This is a genomic window from Aneurinibacillus danicus (genome assembly GCF_007991215.1).
Taxonomy (GTDB): domain Bacteria; phylum Bacillota; class Bacilli; order Aneurinibacillales; family Aneurinibacillaceae; genus Aneurinibacillus; species Aneurinibacillus danicus.
This window is the reverse complement of sequence record NZ_BJXX01000121.1, coordinates 1-14314: the sequence shown is the minus strand read 5'-3', so window position 1 is coordinate 14314 and position 14314 is coordinate 1. Positions and strand designations below refer to the sequence as shown.

The 14314-nt window shown below is 38.9% G+C and carries 17 protein-coding genes; 12 read left to right on the top strand and 5 right to left on the bottom strand.

Features of this window, described 5'->3' with window-relative positions; translation table 11 throughout:
• Positions 1-378 precede the first annotated feature (378 nt).
• From ADA01nite_RS13325 to ADA01nite_RS23075, 3 genes are all read right to left on the bottom strand, one after another.
• Positions 379-1563, bottom strand: a complete 1185-nt coding sequence (locus tag ADA01nite_RS13325; protein ID WP_146810656.1) for a sensor histidine kinase — start codon at positions 1561-1563, stop codon at positions 379-381.
• Between the two features lie 27 nt (positions 1564-1590).
• Entirely contained in the window at positions 1591-2787 is a 1197-nt protein-coding gene (locus ADA01nite_RS13320; RefSeq protein WP_146810654.1) for a beta-ketoacyl synthase N-terminal-like domain-containing protein, read from the bottom strand.
• Between the two features lie 236 nt (positions 2788-3023).
• Positions 3024-3293, bottom strand: a complete 270-nt coding sequence (locus ADA01nite_RS23075) for a hypothetical protein (RefSeq protein ID WP_371863561.1) — start codon at positions 3291-3293, stop codon at positions 3024-3026.
• On the opposite strand from ADA01nite_RS23075, the gene ADA01nite_RS13310 reads away from it, so the two are divergent.
• Positions 3222-3500 (top strand): hypothetical protein, encoded by a 279-nt coding sequence (locus tag ADA01nite_RS13310; RefSeq protein WP_146810652.1) that lies wholly within the window; start codon positions 3222-3224, stop codon positions 3498-3500. The genes ADA01nite_RS23075 and ADA01nite_RS13310 overlap by 72 nt on opposite strands.
• Before the next feature lie 110 nt (positions 3501-3610).
• Here ADA01nite_RS13310 and ADA01nite_RS22105 read toward each other — a convergent pair whose 3' ends face one another.
• Complete coding sequence (locus tag ADA01nite_RS22105; protein WP_170230283.1) at positions 3611-3757, bottom strand: hypothetical protein; 147 nt, start codon at positions 3755-3757, stop codon at positions 3611-3613.
• Between the two features lie 124 nt (positions 3758-3881).
• Between ADA01nite_RS22105 and ADA01nite_RS13305 the strand changes: the two genes are divergently transcribed.
• The 6 genes from ADA01nite_RS13305 to ADA01nite_RS13285 all read left to right on the top strand — a co-directional run bounded on the left by ADA01nite_RS13305 (position 3882) and on the right by ADA01nite_RS13285 (position 7121).
• Complete coding sequence (locus tag ADA01nite_RS13305; RefSeq protein WP_146810650.1) at positions 3882-4070, top strand: hypothetical protein; 189 nt, start codon at positions 3882-3884, stop codon at positions 4068-4070.
• 192 nt (positions 4071-4262) lie between these two features.
• The gene (locus tag ADA01nite_RS22855; protein ID WP_281286010.1) at positions 4263-4394 is read left to right on the top strand and encodes a hypothetical protein; all 132 of its coding nucleotides are present in this window, start codon (positions 4263-4265) and stop codon (positions 4392-4394) included.
• The gene (locus ADA01nite_RS22625) at positions 4345-4602 is read left to right on the top strand and encodes a hypothetical protein (RefSeq protein WP_246147336.1); all 258 of its coding nucleotides are present in this window, start codon (positions 4345-4347) and stop codon (positions 4600-4602) included. Before ADA01nite_RS22855 ends, ADA01nite_RS22625 begins: the two co-directional genes overlap by 50 nt.
• Positions 4603-4897: 295 nt before the next feature.
• Complete coding sequence (locus ADA01nite_RS13295) at positions 4898-5521, top strand: OmpA family protein (RefSeq protein ID WP_146810648.1); 624 nt, start codon at positions 4898-4900, stop codon at positions 5519-5521.
• Between the two features lie 386 nt (positions 5522-5907).
• Positions 5908-6171, top strand: coding sequence for an Hsp20/alpha crystallin family protein (locus tag ADA01nite_RS13290; RefSeq protein ID WP_146810646.1), 264 nt, complete (start codon positions 5908-5910; stop codon positions 6169-6171).
• Positions 6172-6191: 20 nt separating this feature from the next.
• A complete protein-coding gene (locus ADA01nite_RS13285) occupies positions 6192-7121 on the top strand; it encodes a transglutaminase domain-containing protein (protein WP_170230281.1) in 930 nt (309 codons plus the stop codon).
• Positions 7122-7500: 379 nt separating this feature from the next.
• On the opposite strand, the gene ADA01nite_RS13280 is transcribed toward ADA01nite_RS13285, so the two are convergent.
• Complete coding sequence (locus tag ADA01nite_RS13280) at positions 7501-8310, bottom strand: alpha/beta fold hydrolase (RefSeq protein WP_146810642.1); 810 nt, start codon at positions 8308-8310, stop codon at positions 7501-7503.
• 496 nt (positions 8311-8806) lie between these two features.
• On the opposite strand from ADA01nite_RS13280, the gene ADA01nite_RS13275 reads away from it, so the two are divergent.
• The 5 genes from ADA01nite_RS13275 to ADA01nite_RS13255 all read left to right on the top strand — a co-directional run.
• A complete protein-coding gene (locus tag ADA01nite_RS13275) occupies positions 8807-10066 on the top strand; it encodes a class-III pyridoxal-phosphate-dependent aminotransferase (RefSeq protein ID WP_146810640.1) in 1260 nt (419 codons plus the stop codon).
• Between the two features lie 52 nt (positions 10067-10118).
• A complete protein-coding gene (locus ADA01nite_RS13270) occupies positions 10119-11135 on the top strand; it encodes a phosphotransferase enzyme family protein (RefSeq protein WP_146810638.1) in 1017 nt (338 codons plus the stop codon).
• Positions 11136-11203: 68 nt separating this feature from the next.
• Positions 11204-12637: an APC family permease gene (locus ADA01nite_RS13265; protein WP_170230280.1), complete on the top strand. Its 1434-nt coding sequence runs from the start codon at positions 11204-11206 to the stop codon at positions 12635-12637.
• A 51-nt stretch (positions 12638-12688) separates the two neighbouring features.
• Positions 12689-13462 carry a 3-oxoacyl-ACP reductase FabG gene (gene fabG / locus ADA01nite_RS13260; protein ID WP_146810634.1) on the top strand — a complete coding sequence of 258 codons (774 nt, stop codon included), beginning with the start codon at positions 12689-12691 and terminating at the stop codon, positions 13460-13462.
• A 106-nt stretch (positions 13463-13568) separates the two neighbouring features.
• Positions 13569-14314 (top strand): DeoR/GlpR family DNA-binding transcription regulator (locus ADA01nite_RS13255; protein WP_146810632.1); only part of this gene is annotated, 746 nt, incomplete at its 3' end.

Here is a 14314-nt window from a genome sequence, read left to right as displayed (position 1 = left end):
TGGACACCAGTGGCATCCCGGACACCAGTGGCACCCCGGACAACAATGGCATCATGGACAGCAATGGCATCGTGAGCAGCAAGAATAAATATCCTGAGTGGAAAGGTCATCAATAACAAAATCCCCGAATTCGGGGATTTTGTCTTTCGGGAAATATTGCAATCATCGTCGTCTTTTCCGGGAATATACAATCCCCGCTTTTTCTATACAAACTTCCTACAGCACCCTATTCCAATCCGGAGCAGGATGCTTTTCGGTATAGTTGGTGAAAAAATACATACGAATGAAAATTATGTAAATTAAGATTGCTTTATTAAGTAGGTGAAGAGAATGGTGAAGAAGATGAATAAAAGAAGGGAGAATTGTTAGTTGAAGATATTAATGATCTGCAGGAGAAACTAAGGGCAAACGAATCTCGACAGTTGTTCCTTCTTTTTCTTTTGACTGTATCAGAATATTTCCCTGCATTTCCTCAACTAACCTTTTACATATGGACAAACCTAATCCTATTCCGTCTTCTTTCGTTGTAAAAAAGGGCTCAAAAATTTTATTCATGTGACTTTCCGGAATCCCTATTCCATTATCAACAAAAGTTAAAACAGCTTCTTTGCTATCTATCGAAGGATACAAATTGATGAGCAAGATTCCGCCAGGATTTAGTGCAGAGATACTGTTTTTGATAATGTTAAGCATAATTTGTTCAATATATGAAGAGATTCCATAGGTGAAAAGAGTAGTTGATGGCAGAGATAAATGAAGAGTAACACTCTTTTCCAATGCAAAGCATGTAGCTAAATCGTGCACTTTTCGAAAAATTTGATTAATATTGACTATTTCCCAGTTACTTTTTTTACTGTCTCCTTTACGCGCTAACAAAAGGAAATCGGACACTAGGTCCTCAACTTTTGTAATTTCATTAATGCAAATATCAATATAATTCAAAAAATCATTTGTATTTGTCGTCTCATTAAGAACCATTCGTTTCATCAACTGTTGAAAACCTTTAATACTACAAAGCGGATTCCTGATTTCATGTGCCATTCCCGCTGCCATTTGCCCCATAATGGATAGTTTTTGATTATGCAAATGATGTATTTGCTTATCTTTTGCAAAAAGGAAGCCGTTAACACAACTGTTGAATCTCGCATTTAGAATTTCAAAAAACCTAGAGGTGAGAAAAGAGCGTTCTTCTGGCTCGGAGAGATGAGCATTAATTAAAGAACACACATAATCAAAAGAGTAGATTCGAATACTATATGTGAGTTGGAGGAATATTTCTCTATTCATTTCTTTTACTTCTCCAAAATACAGCCCTACTTCATACCCCGTTTTCTCCAGTTGTTGCAATGCTTCTGCATACTCCTCATCCTCTTTAAATAATATTCCCGCAACAGTAGTATACACTGAATATAAAGACGTTCTATAGGCTTCAATGTCTCCAATAACATTATGGAAGTTTTCTATTTTCTGCAGCATATCTTGAAGATGTGCTTCGATCATGCTTGGAATTTTTTCGATAATCAAATACAATAATTTTTCCTTATACTTATGTGTTTTAATCATTCGTCTTCCCCAGTAGATATGAATTTTTTAAAATTGGTATTTCGAAACAAAAATAGTGGCATTATTTCCACCGTATCCATGAGAGGTAACAACAAAACTATCAACTTCCGCTTGAATGGTATCATATACAATAGGCAGTTCCGGATAATCCTCTCGAATCGCATTCACCGTGCCAGGAATGAAATTGCGTTCCATTCCAATAAGAGAAGAAATCATTTGCGCTCCTGCACTTGCTCCAAACGTATGACCGGTTATACTTTTTATAGAAGTAATGGGAACCTCCTTACCAAACAACTGCATATGATTGATAGCCTCAATCCTATCGTTTTCTTTCATTCCGAGTGCCTGGCTGTTGACATATGTAGGCCTTCTGTGTTTAGTCACCCTTTCTAAATCACGAAGCAAATGTTTCCCTTCACTGTCTGAAAAAAATATTCCTTGTCCATCGTTTGATGTGCTGACCTCATTAATGACACCGAAAATCTCAGCGTCCCTTTTTAGAGCGCTCGATTCTCTCTCAAGCACTAATACGCTTGCTCCTTCAGCGATGACAAATCCTCCACTCTTCTTTGAAAATGGAACGCCCATCATATGCAATTCCTTGTCTTGGGATAAACATCTTATTTTTCCGAAGGCATATATCACTGTTTTAGAAATAGGCGCATCGGCCCCTCCCACGATGCAGACGTCTAACTCGCCAGCACGCAAATACATCATAGCATCCTGGATGGCATCGATGCTCGCTGCGCACCCTGTAGCCACTGTTCTCGTAACCCCATTTATCCCGAAAAACTCTGCTATTGAAGAAGCTAAGCTATGATAATGAACAATCCCACATCCATTGACAGGCATAACTTTCAAATTACTCTGCTGGGCAAGAACGACAATTTCATCGTATCCCAGGGTTCCCCCTAAAGCCGTTCCGAGGAAAATTCCTGTTTTATATTGATCTAAATGGATGTTTCCTGCCATTTGGATCGCTTCTTTTGCGGCTGACATAGCCAGAAGACTGATCCTGGGGTATCTTCTATATTTTTTATCCTGTATTTCTTCTAATCTATCATGCACAACTCCGAATGCGATATTTTTTCCTTCCGTTCCTTCTCCTGCGTAAAGGTCTAGAGCACTACTTCCTGTTAAAAGAGTATCGGCAAAGTGGTCTACATTGTATCCACCCGGGACTTTGACTCCATATCCTGTAATAACGATCTTCTCTCCTTTCACAAATTATTCCTCCTTTGGAATTTAAATAGAATATACATAGATTTTATCCAAGAAAATAAAATCAGTAAACTATAATTTGGAAAATCATTTACAGGCCATCACTAGCATTACATAAAAACAGAGAGTAAATATGGCTCAAAAAGTCAAGTATAAATTTTTACAGGTCCTATAAAAAACGAAGTCCTGAATCAAAGAGCGTCTCTGTCCATTTGGTAAACGATAGTATTCATTACTGGCTAGCCAACTCGTCGACAAACACCGGGCGAAGGTGAAGCCGTTGGGCCAGTTCGGTAAATAGCGTAGCCAGAACCGTCAAATCGACTTGATTGTGTTTGGGATGCATGGATAGAGGTAAACCCGAGAATCTCATGAAAATCCTCGTTCAGTGTGTCGGCCGCAATGGCCCGGAGCCCTTCCCTGGATTGGAGATGCGCATGAAGGAGAAGCAAGGGATAGGCTGTGGTCATCAACTTCTTCGTGTACTTGTCCTGTCCGCTTTTGCGAATGTGTTCTTGAAATTTCTCTACAAAAATGTGGTCAGCCCATTTTCATTCATTGCCTATACTCCTTATACAATAATGATAATAATCAAGCTCTCCTTTTTTTCATCTCGTATCGTGGGAAGGGCGGCTGACTTTTGTGATACGAAGGAAAAGGGATTTTCATCTTCTCAGAAGATTTACCTTTCCATTTTAGTGCTATTCAGTCCTTAAATCTACTAATACAAAACGACAAATACCGACAAAAGGTTGATTCCCTCGTGTCGGTATTTCAAGAAAACGCCACTATTCCTTTAAACTAATCTCTTTCCTTACAACTACATTTATTCGTCCAGCGCGATGGATTTCTCGATTATGTTTAGCTTTCTTTCGTATTCATTCTTCTCTTTATCATCGCCATTCTTTTTTTTATAACGCTTGACTTCATTCTTGATTATTTCGCCAATTTGATATTGTTGTCCAAAAGTCAACCGAGAACGTCTTCTTCCAGTTCATCATACTCAAACATTTCTCCAGGGAAGTAGAGTACAAGAATACTGCGTTTTTATTCTCATTACTCAAATTCATACTGGGATCTTTAGGAGGAGAAGCCAGATGAAATACCGTGTTCTTATTCCAGACAAGCCAACCGTGCGGAATATGGTGTGCTGCCTACAGAGCTTACTTTCGCGGATGAACCGTACAGAGAATTTGGACAAGGCAGTCACTGGTATCCGGATTAACAAACAGACACGAGCGATTGAAATCGAAATGGAAGATGAGACGGAAGAGAAGCTTTTATGAGCAGACACCCAAAGGGTGAGAAGAAATAAAAAGGTCGGTACAAGCCGGCAAGCAAAGGAAGTGATCCCTAATAGATGGGGCTGTCACCAGTATACTATGGGAGAGGAGAAAAAAAGGTGAAGGTACTGTTTTGAGTATTGCCTACTCTCCTGATAAATAAATAAAAACTCTTTTCGAAGAGGGGGAGTCGTCATGCAAATGTCGTTTTTGCCGAAAATTGACCGGAAGGCTATGCAGAAGCGTGTAGGGGAAGCACTGGAGACAGCGCGTATTTATGCAAATCGGTTTTGTTCACCGGGAGATGAAGAACGCTTCCGCCTATGAAGCAAGATATTACGGCGTGACGAACAAAACGACCGATGCTGCAGCCGAGTGCGTTGATAAGGAAAGAGAAATGATTGAGCTGACGAAACGAGTAGAGCGTGCAGTAAGCCGGTTGTCGAAGAAGGAGCAGGAGATTATCCAGAAGCGGTATTTGGAAGAAGAGGCGTTTGATTATATCGTGGCTGGCGAGGTAGGGCTGAGCGAATGACCATATACCAGAGTGAAGGAATGGGTGTTCTATAAATTGGAATTTATGATAAAATTGGAAGTGATGATGAAAGAAACGGCATAAGGGGAAACGTTATGGAGGAGAAAAAGGAGTGACCAATTTGGGTATGGAGCCTTGTTCTTATGGATGTTTGGACTTTATGTTGCTCTTAGAAGATTAATTCGAGGATAATGGCGTGCATCCGGCGTGAAAACGGTATGATTTTAGAAGGAAATAACTTCCTTTCATTTGTTGTTATTAAGGAAACTTTTATTAGCAAAGGGAGGAGTAAAAAGTGTTAAACCATAAAAATGTAATGTTTTTATTTTTACTTTCTTTTTTGTTGCTTTCTGCATGTGCGGAAAAGGAGCAACAAGCATCTGTACCAGAAATAAATGTCCCTAAACTGGAGGCTCCCAAATTAGAGGTTCCTAAACTGGAAGCTCCCAAATTAGAAGTCCCTAAACTAGAAGCTCCTAAACTAGAGGTTCCTAAGATAGAAGTCCCTAAGTTTGATGTACCAAAATTAAAAGCACCTGATCTCTCTGTAACATCTGATAATAAACAAATTAAAATTCGAATTCCTGATACCGTTCTCTTTGATTTTGATAAGAGTGAATTAAAGCCATCAGCAAAAGTTGTATTAAATGAGATAGGTGAAGTTCTTAAAAAGTACGAAGGAGCAAAAATAGAAATAAATGGGCATACTGATAACATAGGTGAGGAGGCATATAATAGATCACTTTCTGAACGAAGGGCAAAAGAAGTTAGCAATTATTTAAAGGAAAACTATGAGGAAGAGAACCTTCGTATAAGAACAAAAGGGTATGGCGAAAGCCGACCCATTGCGCCTAATGATACTGAAGAAAACCGGCAAAAGAATCGACGTGTTGAAATTGTTATTGAACCTAAAATGTAACAAAATAATAGGAAGAGAAGTCTGCGCTGTTTGGATGGTCTGCAGGGAGAAGCGCTGCAGGAGGAAATTAAGTGTATAAAGGGCGAGCTACAACAAATACAAGTACAAAAACCGAATATACAGCTTCCATCTTAACAGAAAGAATTCGGGGAGCAAATAGGAATGGCGAATCGTAGGGAACATTGGATGAAGCTAGGAAAGACGGTCTTTTTCATCTTAACTGTAGCCATGCTTATAGCTTGCATCTTGCCGGGTTAGTTGGAAATTGAAAGATAGGCGAAAGGGATAGGGATTAGAAAGAATAATTTGAATAAGATATAGCAACGTTAGAAAAAACACTTCCGTATAACGAATAACAGGAGGCATGATTATGGCTTTAATCCCTTATGAACCTTTCCGTCAGCGGAAGTCTGGATATGTTTAATGAAATAAAAGGAAAGCAAATGTACAGGCAGGAGAGATTTATAGGACGTTTTCAGCGTTCCGTTCTTCTTCCTTCTCCTGTTTCTGCTAAGGAAATAAGAGCATCGTATAAAAATGGCATGCTTGAAGTGCATATGCCTAAGATAAAAAACAACGCTAACAAAAAAGACGATATCGAGTTTCATGAAGGAATTTATATCCATATTGTTGAATTTAGAATTTGTTAATTCACTTTATGGAGGTATGTATGAAGTCCCTGCTTAGAAAATGGCTTGTCTTCAGCTTAATATTAATGGTATTTACGAGTGTTCCCCTCAAAGCTTTCGCCCAGGTAGATACAAAAAATAAGCAATCGTACCAAGAACTTAAAGCAATCATATACCAACATCTTACTAATAGAGAACCATACTTTGAAATCACATTTATGGGTCCTGGCAGGATAGATAAAACAAAGTCATTTGTTGAACAGGCATTTCGCGAGATTTACAACAATGATAAATATTTGCTACATTCCATTAAAGCCTATGTCGTAGGTGGAGCAGTTTACAAAGATCGTATAATAATAGGCTTTAAAATGGAATATCATACGACAAAGGAGCAAGAAGCTTTTGTAGACTCTCGGGTTAAACAAATTGTTAAGGCGATTATTAAGTCTGGAATGAATGACCACGAAAAAGTAAAAGCAATTCATGATTACATCGTTTCACATGTTGAATACGATAACTCTCTAAAAGAATTTTCGGCCTATGCTGCTTTAACGAAAGGAAAAACAGTATGCAATGGCTATGCTTTATTAGCGAATAAAATGTTAAAAGAAGCACAGATAGATAATAGAATTGTAAGTGGCTATGCCGTAAATACAACTGGAAAGCCAGAACCTCATGCCTGGAATCTTGTCAAAATAGAGGGAAAGTGGTATCACGTTGATTGCACATGGGACGATCTTGGAAAAGGGAACCAAGTTTTTTATCCTTATTATGCTTTATCTGACAGTGAAATAAAGCATAATCATCAATGGGTACCTGATATGGTTCCGAAAGCTTCTTCATTATATATAAAGGAGCTAGAGATAAAAAAAGGAAAGGATAGCAATCGAAAAGATTTTTATAACAGTTTAATTATTAACATAGCGAGAGACATTTCTTATAGAAATACAGGGTATCGGTTTAATTGGTAGTGAAATAACAAACCCACCGGCTTAGCTGGTGGGTTCTTTAATAACCTATTATTTATTTGATTGGTTTTCTTCCTCGTAGCATTCCATACAATAATGATTTTTTTCCTCAATTTCATATTCAGTAAGTTTGATGCTGCATTTCCGACATCTTTCTTCGGTTAAAGTAATATTCATGTCTCTCCCTCAATTCATATTTTTTATTGAAATTATAGACTATTTAAATAACTTTCGTGCGCTTATTTTGTTAAAAAATGATGAATTTTGTTAAAAGATTGCCGGGAGTGCTGGAAAAATTGTATCGAGATAGCGAAGTTATGCATAAATTCCTTTCTATGCGGAATTGTAAGAATATTAAGCACCAATATTGCCCGGTTTATTTTTATCCAATAAATTGTGCCAATTGTGTATTAAATTTATCACGCTCTTCCCACATCAATCCGTGACCACTGTTTTCAAACGGTACAAGTTTAGAATCTTTAATTCCTTTATTCTGTGCTACAGCAAGTGGGAATAGGCACACTTTGTCATGCACACCATGAAGGATTAAAGTGGGAACGTTTATTTTTCCCAGATCAAAAAACAAGCTTTCGTCTCTAAGTGAGGCCAGAACCGCCGCCGTAGACCAACCTGCTGCCTGCAGTCCCAACTGGAAGAACCAGTCTGAGAAAGGCCTGGTTATATGCTGAAAGAAAAACATGTTTCCGAATTCTTCTAACATTTTTGGCCGATCATTATACGTTTCCTGAATGAGTTTATTTACCTCTTGCTCGGGTAATCCATATGGAAAATCAAGACGTTGAGTTAGGCTAGGAGCTGCCGCGCCGAATAAAGCGAGTTTGGATACCCCGTATCCTTTATGACGAGCCATATATCGAACGGCGATCGCTCCCCCCACGGAATGTCCGGCAAGTGTGAAAGCCTGTAATTGAAGTGCTTCAATCACACATCGAATATCATCTGCCAATCTATCGTAGGAGTATCCTCCCCAGGGCTTATCTGATTTACCGAATCCTCTGATATCCACTCCAATACACCGATATCCCATCGCGGGAAGTACATCAAACTGATATTCAAACAACTTGTGGTTTGCTGGCCAACCGTGTATAAACAGGATTGGTTTCCCGCATCCCGGGTTAATATCTTCCACATAAATTTTTACATCTGGTTCTACTCTAACATAGTATCCCACGCCGATTCCCCCAATTAGTCAATCTCGTCAGAAACACGTTATTCATTTGGACTTAAATGGGTGAATGACCTAGCCGTTTTTTAAACCAATGTGGCCCGCTCAGTTGAATAAGGAAAAGTCACTCGATTTTTTTGGAAAGCATTCAAAATTGCACAGAGCAAGTGCTACAGAGAATCGGTTGCCTGTCCGGGATGTAGAATGTTAAGTTAGATTCATATTTTTTCACAAACGTAGAGAGGGTGTTCCAAAAGCCAAGATTTTGGAGCACCCTCTTGCTTTTTTAAAACAATAGTCAACCGTCAGCTAAAAAATTGTGTAATATTATATAACATTATTTTTGATATGTTTTAATAAAAAAATTAAAATCATAATAAATCCACAATAACATACAATAAAACAACAAAAAACACATTAATAAACAATAATTCTTAGTGAAATGCTTTCAAAATCTTTATCAAATGTAAGGTAACTTAACAATTTATAAGGAGGAATATTGATGATTTCTAATGATGTTCTAGAAAAACGAGCAATTCTTGATAAGTCTATCAAATGGTGGAATCCAGGGAAAACCATCCAGTGGCAAAAAGATGGTGTTGATTTGGTAATGGGGAAACGTGAAGGTTATTACTTTTATGATATAAACGGTAAACAATTAATGGATGTTCACCTTAATGGGGGAACATATAATCTGGGTCACCGTAATCCGGAAATTATTTCAGCATTGCAGGAAGGGATGCAGAAATTTGATATTGGGAACCACCATTTTCCTTCTGTGGTTAGAGCTCAACTAGCAGAAGAGCTTTATAAGGCTACACCAGATAACTTAAAGTATTCTATATTTTCAAGTGGTGGCAGTGAAGCGATCGATGTCGCTTTGAAATGTGCAAGATATGCAACAAAAAGGAAAAAAATTATATCGATTCAATATGGTTATCATGGACACACAGGTTTAGCTGTTTCTTTGGGAAATGAACGATATTCTCGACCATTTTTAAGCGAGGGGGATCCACAAGAGTTTGTCAAAGTTCCATTTAATGATTTAGAGGCAATGGAACGGGCCCTTTCTAAAGAGGATGCTGCTTGTGTGATTATCGAGACCATACCAGCAACGTATGGGTTTCCTCTTCCAAAGGATGGATACTTATCAGCAGTGAAAAGTTTATGTGAGAAATACGGGAGCTTATATATTGCCGATGAAGTACAAACGGGTCTGATGCGTACAGGTGAAATGTGGGGCGTAAATATTTACGGAGTAAAGCCAGATATATTAGTCACATCTAAAGGATTTAGCGGTGGGATTTATCCAATTGCTGCAACCGTTGTAAGCGAACAATCCGGCCAGTGGATGTTAGAAGATGGATTTGCCCATATTTCCACCTTTGGAGGATCGGAATTGGGCTGTATTGTGGCGATGAAGGTACTAGAAATAACCCAAAGAGAAGAGGTAAGGCAAAATGTCCACTTTGTTTCAAACTATCTCCGTGAAGGCCTTGAAACGATTAAAAAACAGAATGCTGATTTTTTTGTAGGAATTCGTCAGTTAGGAGTAGTAATGGGGCTAGAATTCAATCATCCCGAAGGAGCAAAATACGTAATGCAGTCTTTATATGAAAACGGTGTTTGGGCTATTTATTCAATGCTTGATCCAAGGATCCTTCAATTTAAACCAGGTCTACTCTGCGATAAGGAATATTGTGATGAGCTTCTAACCAGAGTAGAGGTCAGTATTAAGCGTGCTTCAAAAATAGTAAACTAGTAAATTAAATTTTTAATCATAAAGATTCCGCTGATGAGAGGAGATGGAGAAAATGAATGCCATGAACGAGCCTTCTAATTATGATCCTTTGGAATTCTACCATCACCTGGCGAAGGAGGCTTTAGGAAAATATTCGGTTTCGAGTCATGCAACCGTTAGATTATTAAATTACTCAGAAAATATAACTTACCTGGTTGAAAACACTGATAATCCCATGAGAACAATTTTACGATTAAATCGCCCTGGATATCACTCCAAAAAGGAATTGGAGGCAGAGCTTATCTGGATCAAAGCCATTCTAGAAAGCTCCACCATAGTGGTTCCTGAACCAATTGCCGGTATAAATGGAGAGTACGTTCAGGTGATCGCAACAGACAAACTTGGCAATCCCTATCATTGTGTAATGTTCAGCTTTTTAGCCGGTAATGCTCCTGATGAAGAAAATGAACAGGGGTTGGTGCTGGAGTTTGAGAAACTTGGCGAAATCACAGCACTTTTGCACAATCAATCACAGGAATGGATTGGTTCTAATCCAATTAATCGCCCAACATGGGATTTTGAAACGATGCTTGGTACGAAACCTAAGTGGGGAAGATGGCAAGATGGAATCGCCGTTACGCCGGATCGGAAGATTTTATTTCAGAAAGTTTCGAAAATAATCAAGAAAAGACTAACCAGGTTTGGTAAGTCTTCCGATCGTTTTGGGCTAATTCATGCAGATTTGCGGTTAGCTAACTTGTTAGTAGAGGATGGCATCATTAAGGTAATTGATTTTGATGATTGCGGATTTAGCTGGTATCTTTATGATCTTGCAACAGCGCTAAGCTTTATTGAGCATAAAGAATATGTTCCGGATTTAATCCAGGCTTGGTTGTCTGGTTATAAAAAAATTCGATCAATATCAGTAGAAGAAGAAGCTGAGATCCCAACCTTTATTATGCTTAGAAGACTGTTGCTTGTTGCTTGGATCGGAAGTCATATCGATAATGATACGGCTAAAAGCCTGGGTGCAGAATTTACGGATCAGACCGTTGGTTTGGCTGAAAAATATTTATATCAGTTTGGATAACCAGTAGCTACTAGGACTTTATTTTCCATTTGAAAAAAATGAGGAATACAATGAAGGAGGGAAAAATAATGGCTGCTGAAAAAATTTTGGCTGCAGGGGGTTTAGCTACTGATATCTCAAAGTATGGATATAAGCAAGAATTTAATCGAACGATGAATGTCTGGCAACTGACGGCTTTTGGATTAAACTATATGGTACCAATAGCTCCAGCGATTATTTTTGGGTTACTGCTCCAAACGTCAGGTGGTACAGTATCTCTCCCTTATTTATTAGCTGGTGTCGCAATGCTTTTTACAGCCTTTAGCTACTCTGTTATGGTTCGAAATTTTCCACTTGCCGGTTCCGTTTACAGCTATGTGGGAAGAGGGTGGAATGCTCATTTAGGATTTATTGCTGGATGGGTCTTAACGTTGGATTATATATTAATACCCACTGTGACAGCTTCTAGTTCAGCATACTTTGCTCAACAATATTTCCCCGAAATTCCTTATTGGATTCTATTAGCGATATTCTCGGTCGGAACGGGGTTGCTAAACTTATTCGGAGTTGAATTAATTTCCAAAATAGGATTAGGTCTCCTGATTCTTGGTGAATTTGTCGTTTGGCTTTCAATTCTAGTCTGGGCTAACGCTGTTCATTCGGATGGAATGGGGACAGGAACGTTACTTAGTTTACAACCCTTCGAATTTGCCGATTTTTCCAGTTTAGCAGCCGCAACTTCACTTGCGATTTTTAGCTTCCTTGGCTTTGATGCGATTACCACATTAGCAGAAGAAACGAAGAGACCTAAGAGGGATATTCCAAAAGCGATATATTGGTGTATCGGGATCGGAACCCTAACAATGTTTGCCTGCGGGTATTTCGGAATGTTAGTAGTACCAGATTGGAAATCACATATAAGTGATGAAACCTGGGTGAATACTGTATTATTCCAAGTATCTAAAATGACCGGGGGAGAAGGCTTCGGGATTTTCTTTACAGCAGGGTATTTAACAGAATTAGCCGTGTTTAATGTTGTGGCTACCGCAGCAGGAGCACGCTTATTATACGGAATGGGAAGGGATAATCTTTTACCGAAATCTGTATTTGCAAAAGTGAACAAAAAATGGAAAACGCCGCATTGGAGTATTTTCATAATTGTTTCAATTGAGTTTATATTAGGGCTTAGTTCAAATATGGCTACCCTGTCCAATCTAGTAAACTATGGAGCGTTGTTTGGATTCGCAGCATTAAATCTTTCAGTCGTTTGGCTGTACTATGTGAAGAAAAAAGGGGAGTCACCATTAAAACTCGGGAGTACTCCAAACTGGAGACCAACCGGCATCCGCCATCTGCGTTATTTTGTACTGCCGATCATTGGACTTTTAGTGATTCTGTATGTGTGGATTAGCATGGATAAATTAGCGCTACTTCTCGGTACTTTATGGCTGGTAGTAGGAATTGTTTATTTATCAATAAAAACAAAAGGTTTTCGCAAACTTCCACCACATTTAGACCTGTAAAACGAAGATGGTTATCTACTATTATTAAAATGAATAGGGGGAGAATGGACCATGTTGACACCTTTGAATGGGAAAACGGTAATCGTAACAGGAGCAAGTAGAGGCATTGGAAAAGGGATTGCCGAGGTTTTTGCAAAGCAAGGGGCAAATGTCGCAGTTGTAGCCAGGGATTTGGTAAATGCAGAAAGCTGCGCTGCGGAAATTCGAAAAAATGGGGGCAAAGCAGAAGCTTTTAAAGGCGATGTAGCCAGTCTTGATTCCATGAACGAATTGGCGGAAGCAGTGGTCAACAAATTTGGTGGGATTGATATCCTGTGCTCAAATGCCGGAATATTTCCAAACTCTTTAATAGAGAACATGAGCGTGGATGAATGGGATATTGTAATGAATACCAATGCAAGGGGCACCTTGTTTGCTGTTAAAGCCTGTCTTCCTTATTTAAAAGATGCGGAATATGGTCGTATTATTCTTACCTCATCCATTACGGGGCCAGTTACGGGCTATGTTGGTTGGTCCCATTACGGGGCCAGCAAAGCAGCCCAACTTGGTTTTATGAGAAGCGCCGCGTTGGAGTTAGCAGCCCACAATATCACGATCAATGCAGTTATGCCTGGAAATATTATGACGGAGGGATTAGAAGAAATGGGAGACGACTATCTGAAAAGCATGATAGCTACAATCCCTTTGAAACGGATTGGCCATGTTGAAGATATTGCTTACGCTGCATTATTCCTTGCCTCGAAAGAAGCAAGCTATATTACAGCGCAGACGATTGTAATTGACGGTGGTCAAATTATTCCAGAGAGTTTAGAAGCATTAGTCTAATCTTATTATGAATCTTTGACATCGTTAACACGATTCCTCCTCCTTTTTAGAAAAAGTGAGGGTTTCCATTGCCGGATAAAGTTTAAAGTCACGAGGTGTTCCTTAAATGTCGTTAGCATTTGAACATAGAAAAAGAACGATTTTAAAAAAACTTGTAACAGAAGAAAAAATATATGTGCCGGATTTAGCGGAGACACTAAATGTATCATCAGAGACAATTCGACGAGATTTAGATCGTTTAGAAAAAGAAGGTAAGCTAAAAAAGGTTTATGGGGGAGCAATTTTAGCAAACGCTGATAGATTAGAACCTCCGTTTGCACAAAAAACAATTATCAACCAAGCAGAAAAACGTGCGATTGCCAAACAGGCCGCTTCTCTAATTGAAGATGGAGACATTATCATGATTGGAAACGGTACAACCCCTTTGGAAATCGTGCGATTCTTAAGCGATAAGAAAAATATAACGTTAATTACCCACTCAGCACCTGTGTTGCTACTCGCTATTGAGGTCTTTAAAGGGAAAACGATCTTTATTGGAGGGGAGGTAGATATTCATCAACAGTCTACCCATGGCCCGCTTGCAGAATTAACATTGAAACAAATTAAGGCAAACAAAGCCTTTATATCCGCAGGAGGTGTATCCATAGAGGATGGTATAACGGATTATGACTTAAATGAAGCATATATGTCCCGTCTGCTAATGGAGAGATCAGAAGAACTGATCGTTTTGGCCGACCACACGAAATTAGGAGAAACTACATTTTCGCATATTTGTGAATTGAACAGAGTTTCAACTGTAATATCAGATTGGAACTGCCCGCGAGAATGGGAGGAGATTTTTAGGGATCATAA

What these genes read in the sequence shown, in the direction of transcription:
- ADA01nite_RS13325 (WP_146810656.1), bottom strand. Translation starts at nt 1,563, where the DNA reads ATGATTAAAACACATAAGTATAAGGAAAAATTATTGTATTTGATTATC.
- ADA01nite_RS13290 (WP_146810646.1), top strand. Translation starts at nt 5,908, where the DNA reads ATGAACCTTTCCGTCAGCGGAAGTCTGGATATGTTTAATGAAATAAAA.
- ADA01nite_RS22625 (WP_246147336.1), top strand. Translation starts at nt 4,345, where the DNA reads ATGCAAATCGGTTTTGTTCACCGGGAGATGAAGAACGCTTCCGCCTAT.
- ADA01nite_RS13305 (WP_146810650.1), top strand. Translation starts at nt 3,882, where the DNA reads ATGAAATACCGTGTTCTTATTCCAGACAAGCCAACCGTGCGGAATATG.
- ADA01nite_RS13285 (WP_170230281.1), top strand. Translation starts at nt 6,192, where the DNA reads ATGAAGTCCCTGCTTAGAAAATGGCTTGTCTTCAGCTTAATATTAATG.
- ADA01nite_RS22855 (WP_281286010.1), top strand. Translation starts at nt 4,263, where the DNA reads ATGCAAATGTCGTTTTTGCCGAAAATTGACCGGAAGGCTATGCAGAAG.
- fabG (WP_146810634.1), top strand. Translation starts at nt 12,689, where the DNA reads ATGTTGACACCTTTGAATGGGAAAACGGTAATCGTAACAGGAGCAAGT.
- ADA01nite_RS13310 (WP_146810652.1), top strand. Translation starts at nt 3,222, where the DNA reads ATGAAGGAGAAGCAAGGGATAGGCTGTGGTCATCAACTTCTTCGTGTA.
- ADA01nite_RS13270 (WP_146810638.1), top strand. Translation starts at nt 10,119, where the DNA reads ATGAATGCCATGAACGAGCCTTCTAATTATGATCCTTTGGAATTCTAC.
- ADA01nite_RS13265 (WP_170230280.1), top strand. Translation starts at nt 11,204, where the DNA reads ATGGCTGCTGAAAAAATTTTGGCTGCAGGGGGTTTAGCTACTGATATC.
- ADA01nite_RS13275 (WP_146810640.1), top strand. Translation starts at nt 8,807, where the DNA reads ATGATTTCTAATGATGTTCTAGAAAAACGAGCAATTCTTGATAAGTCT.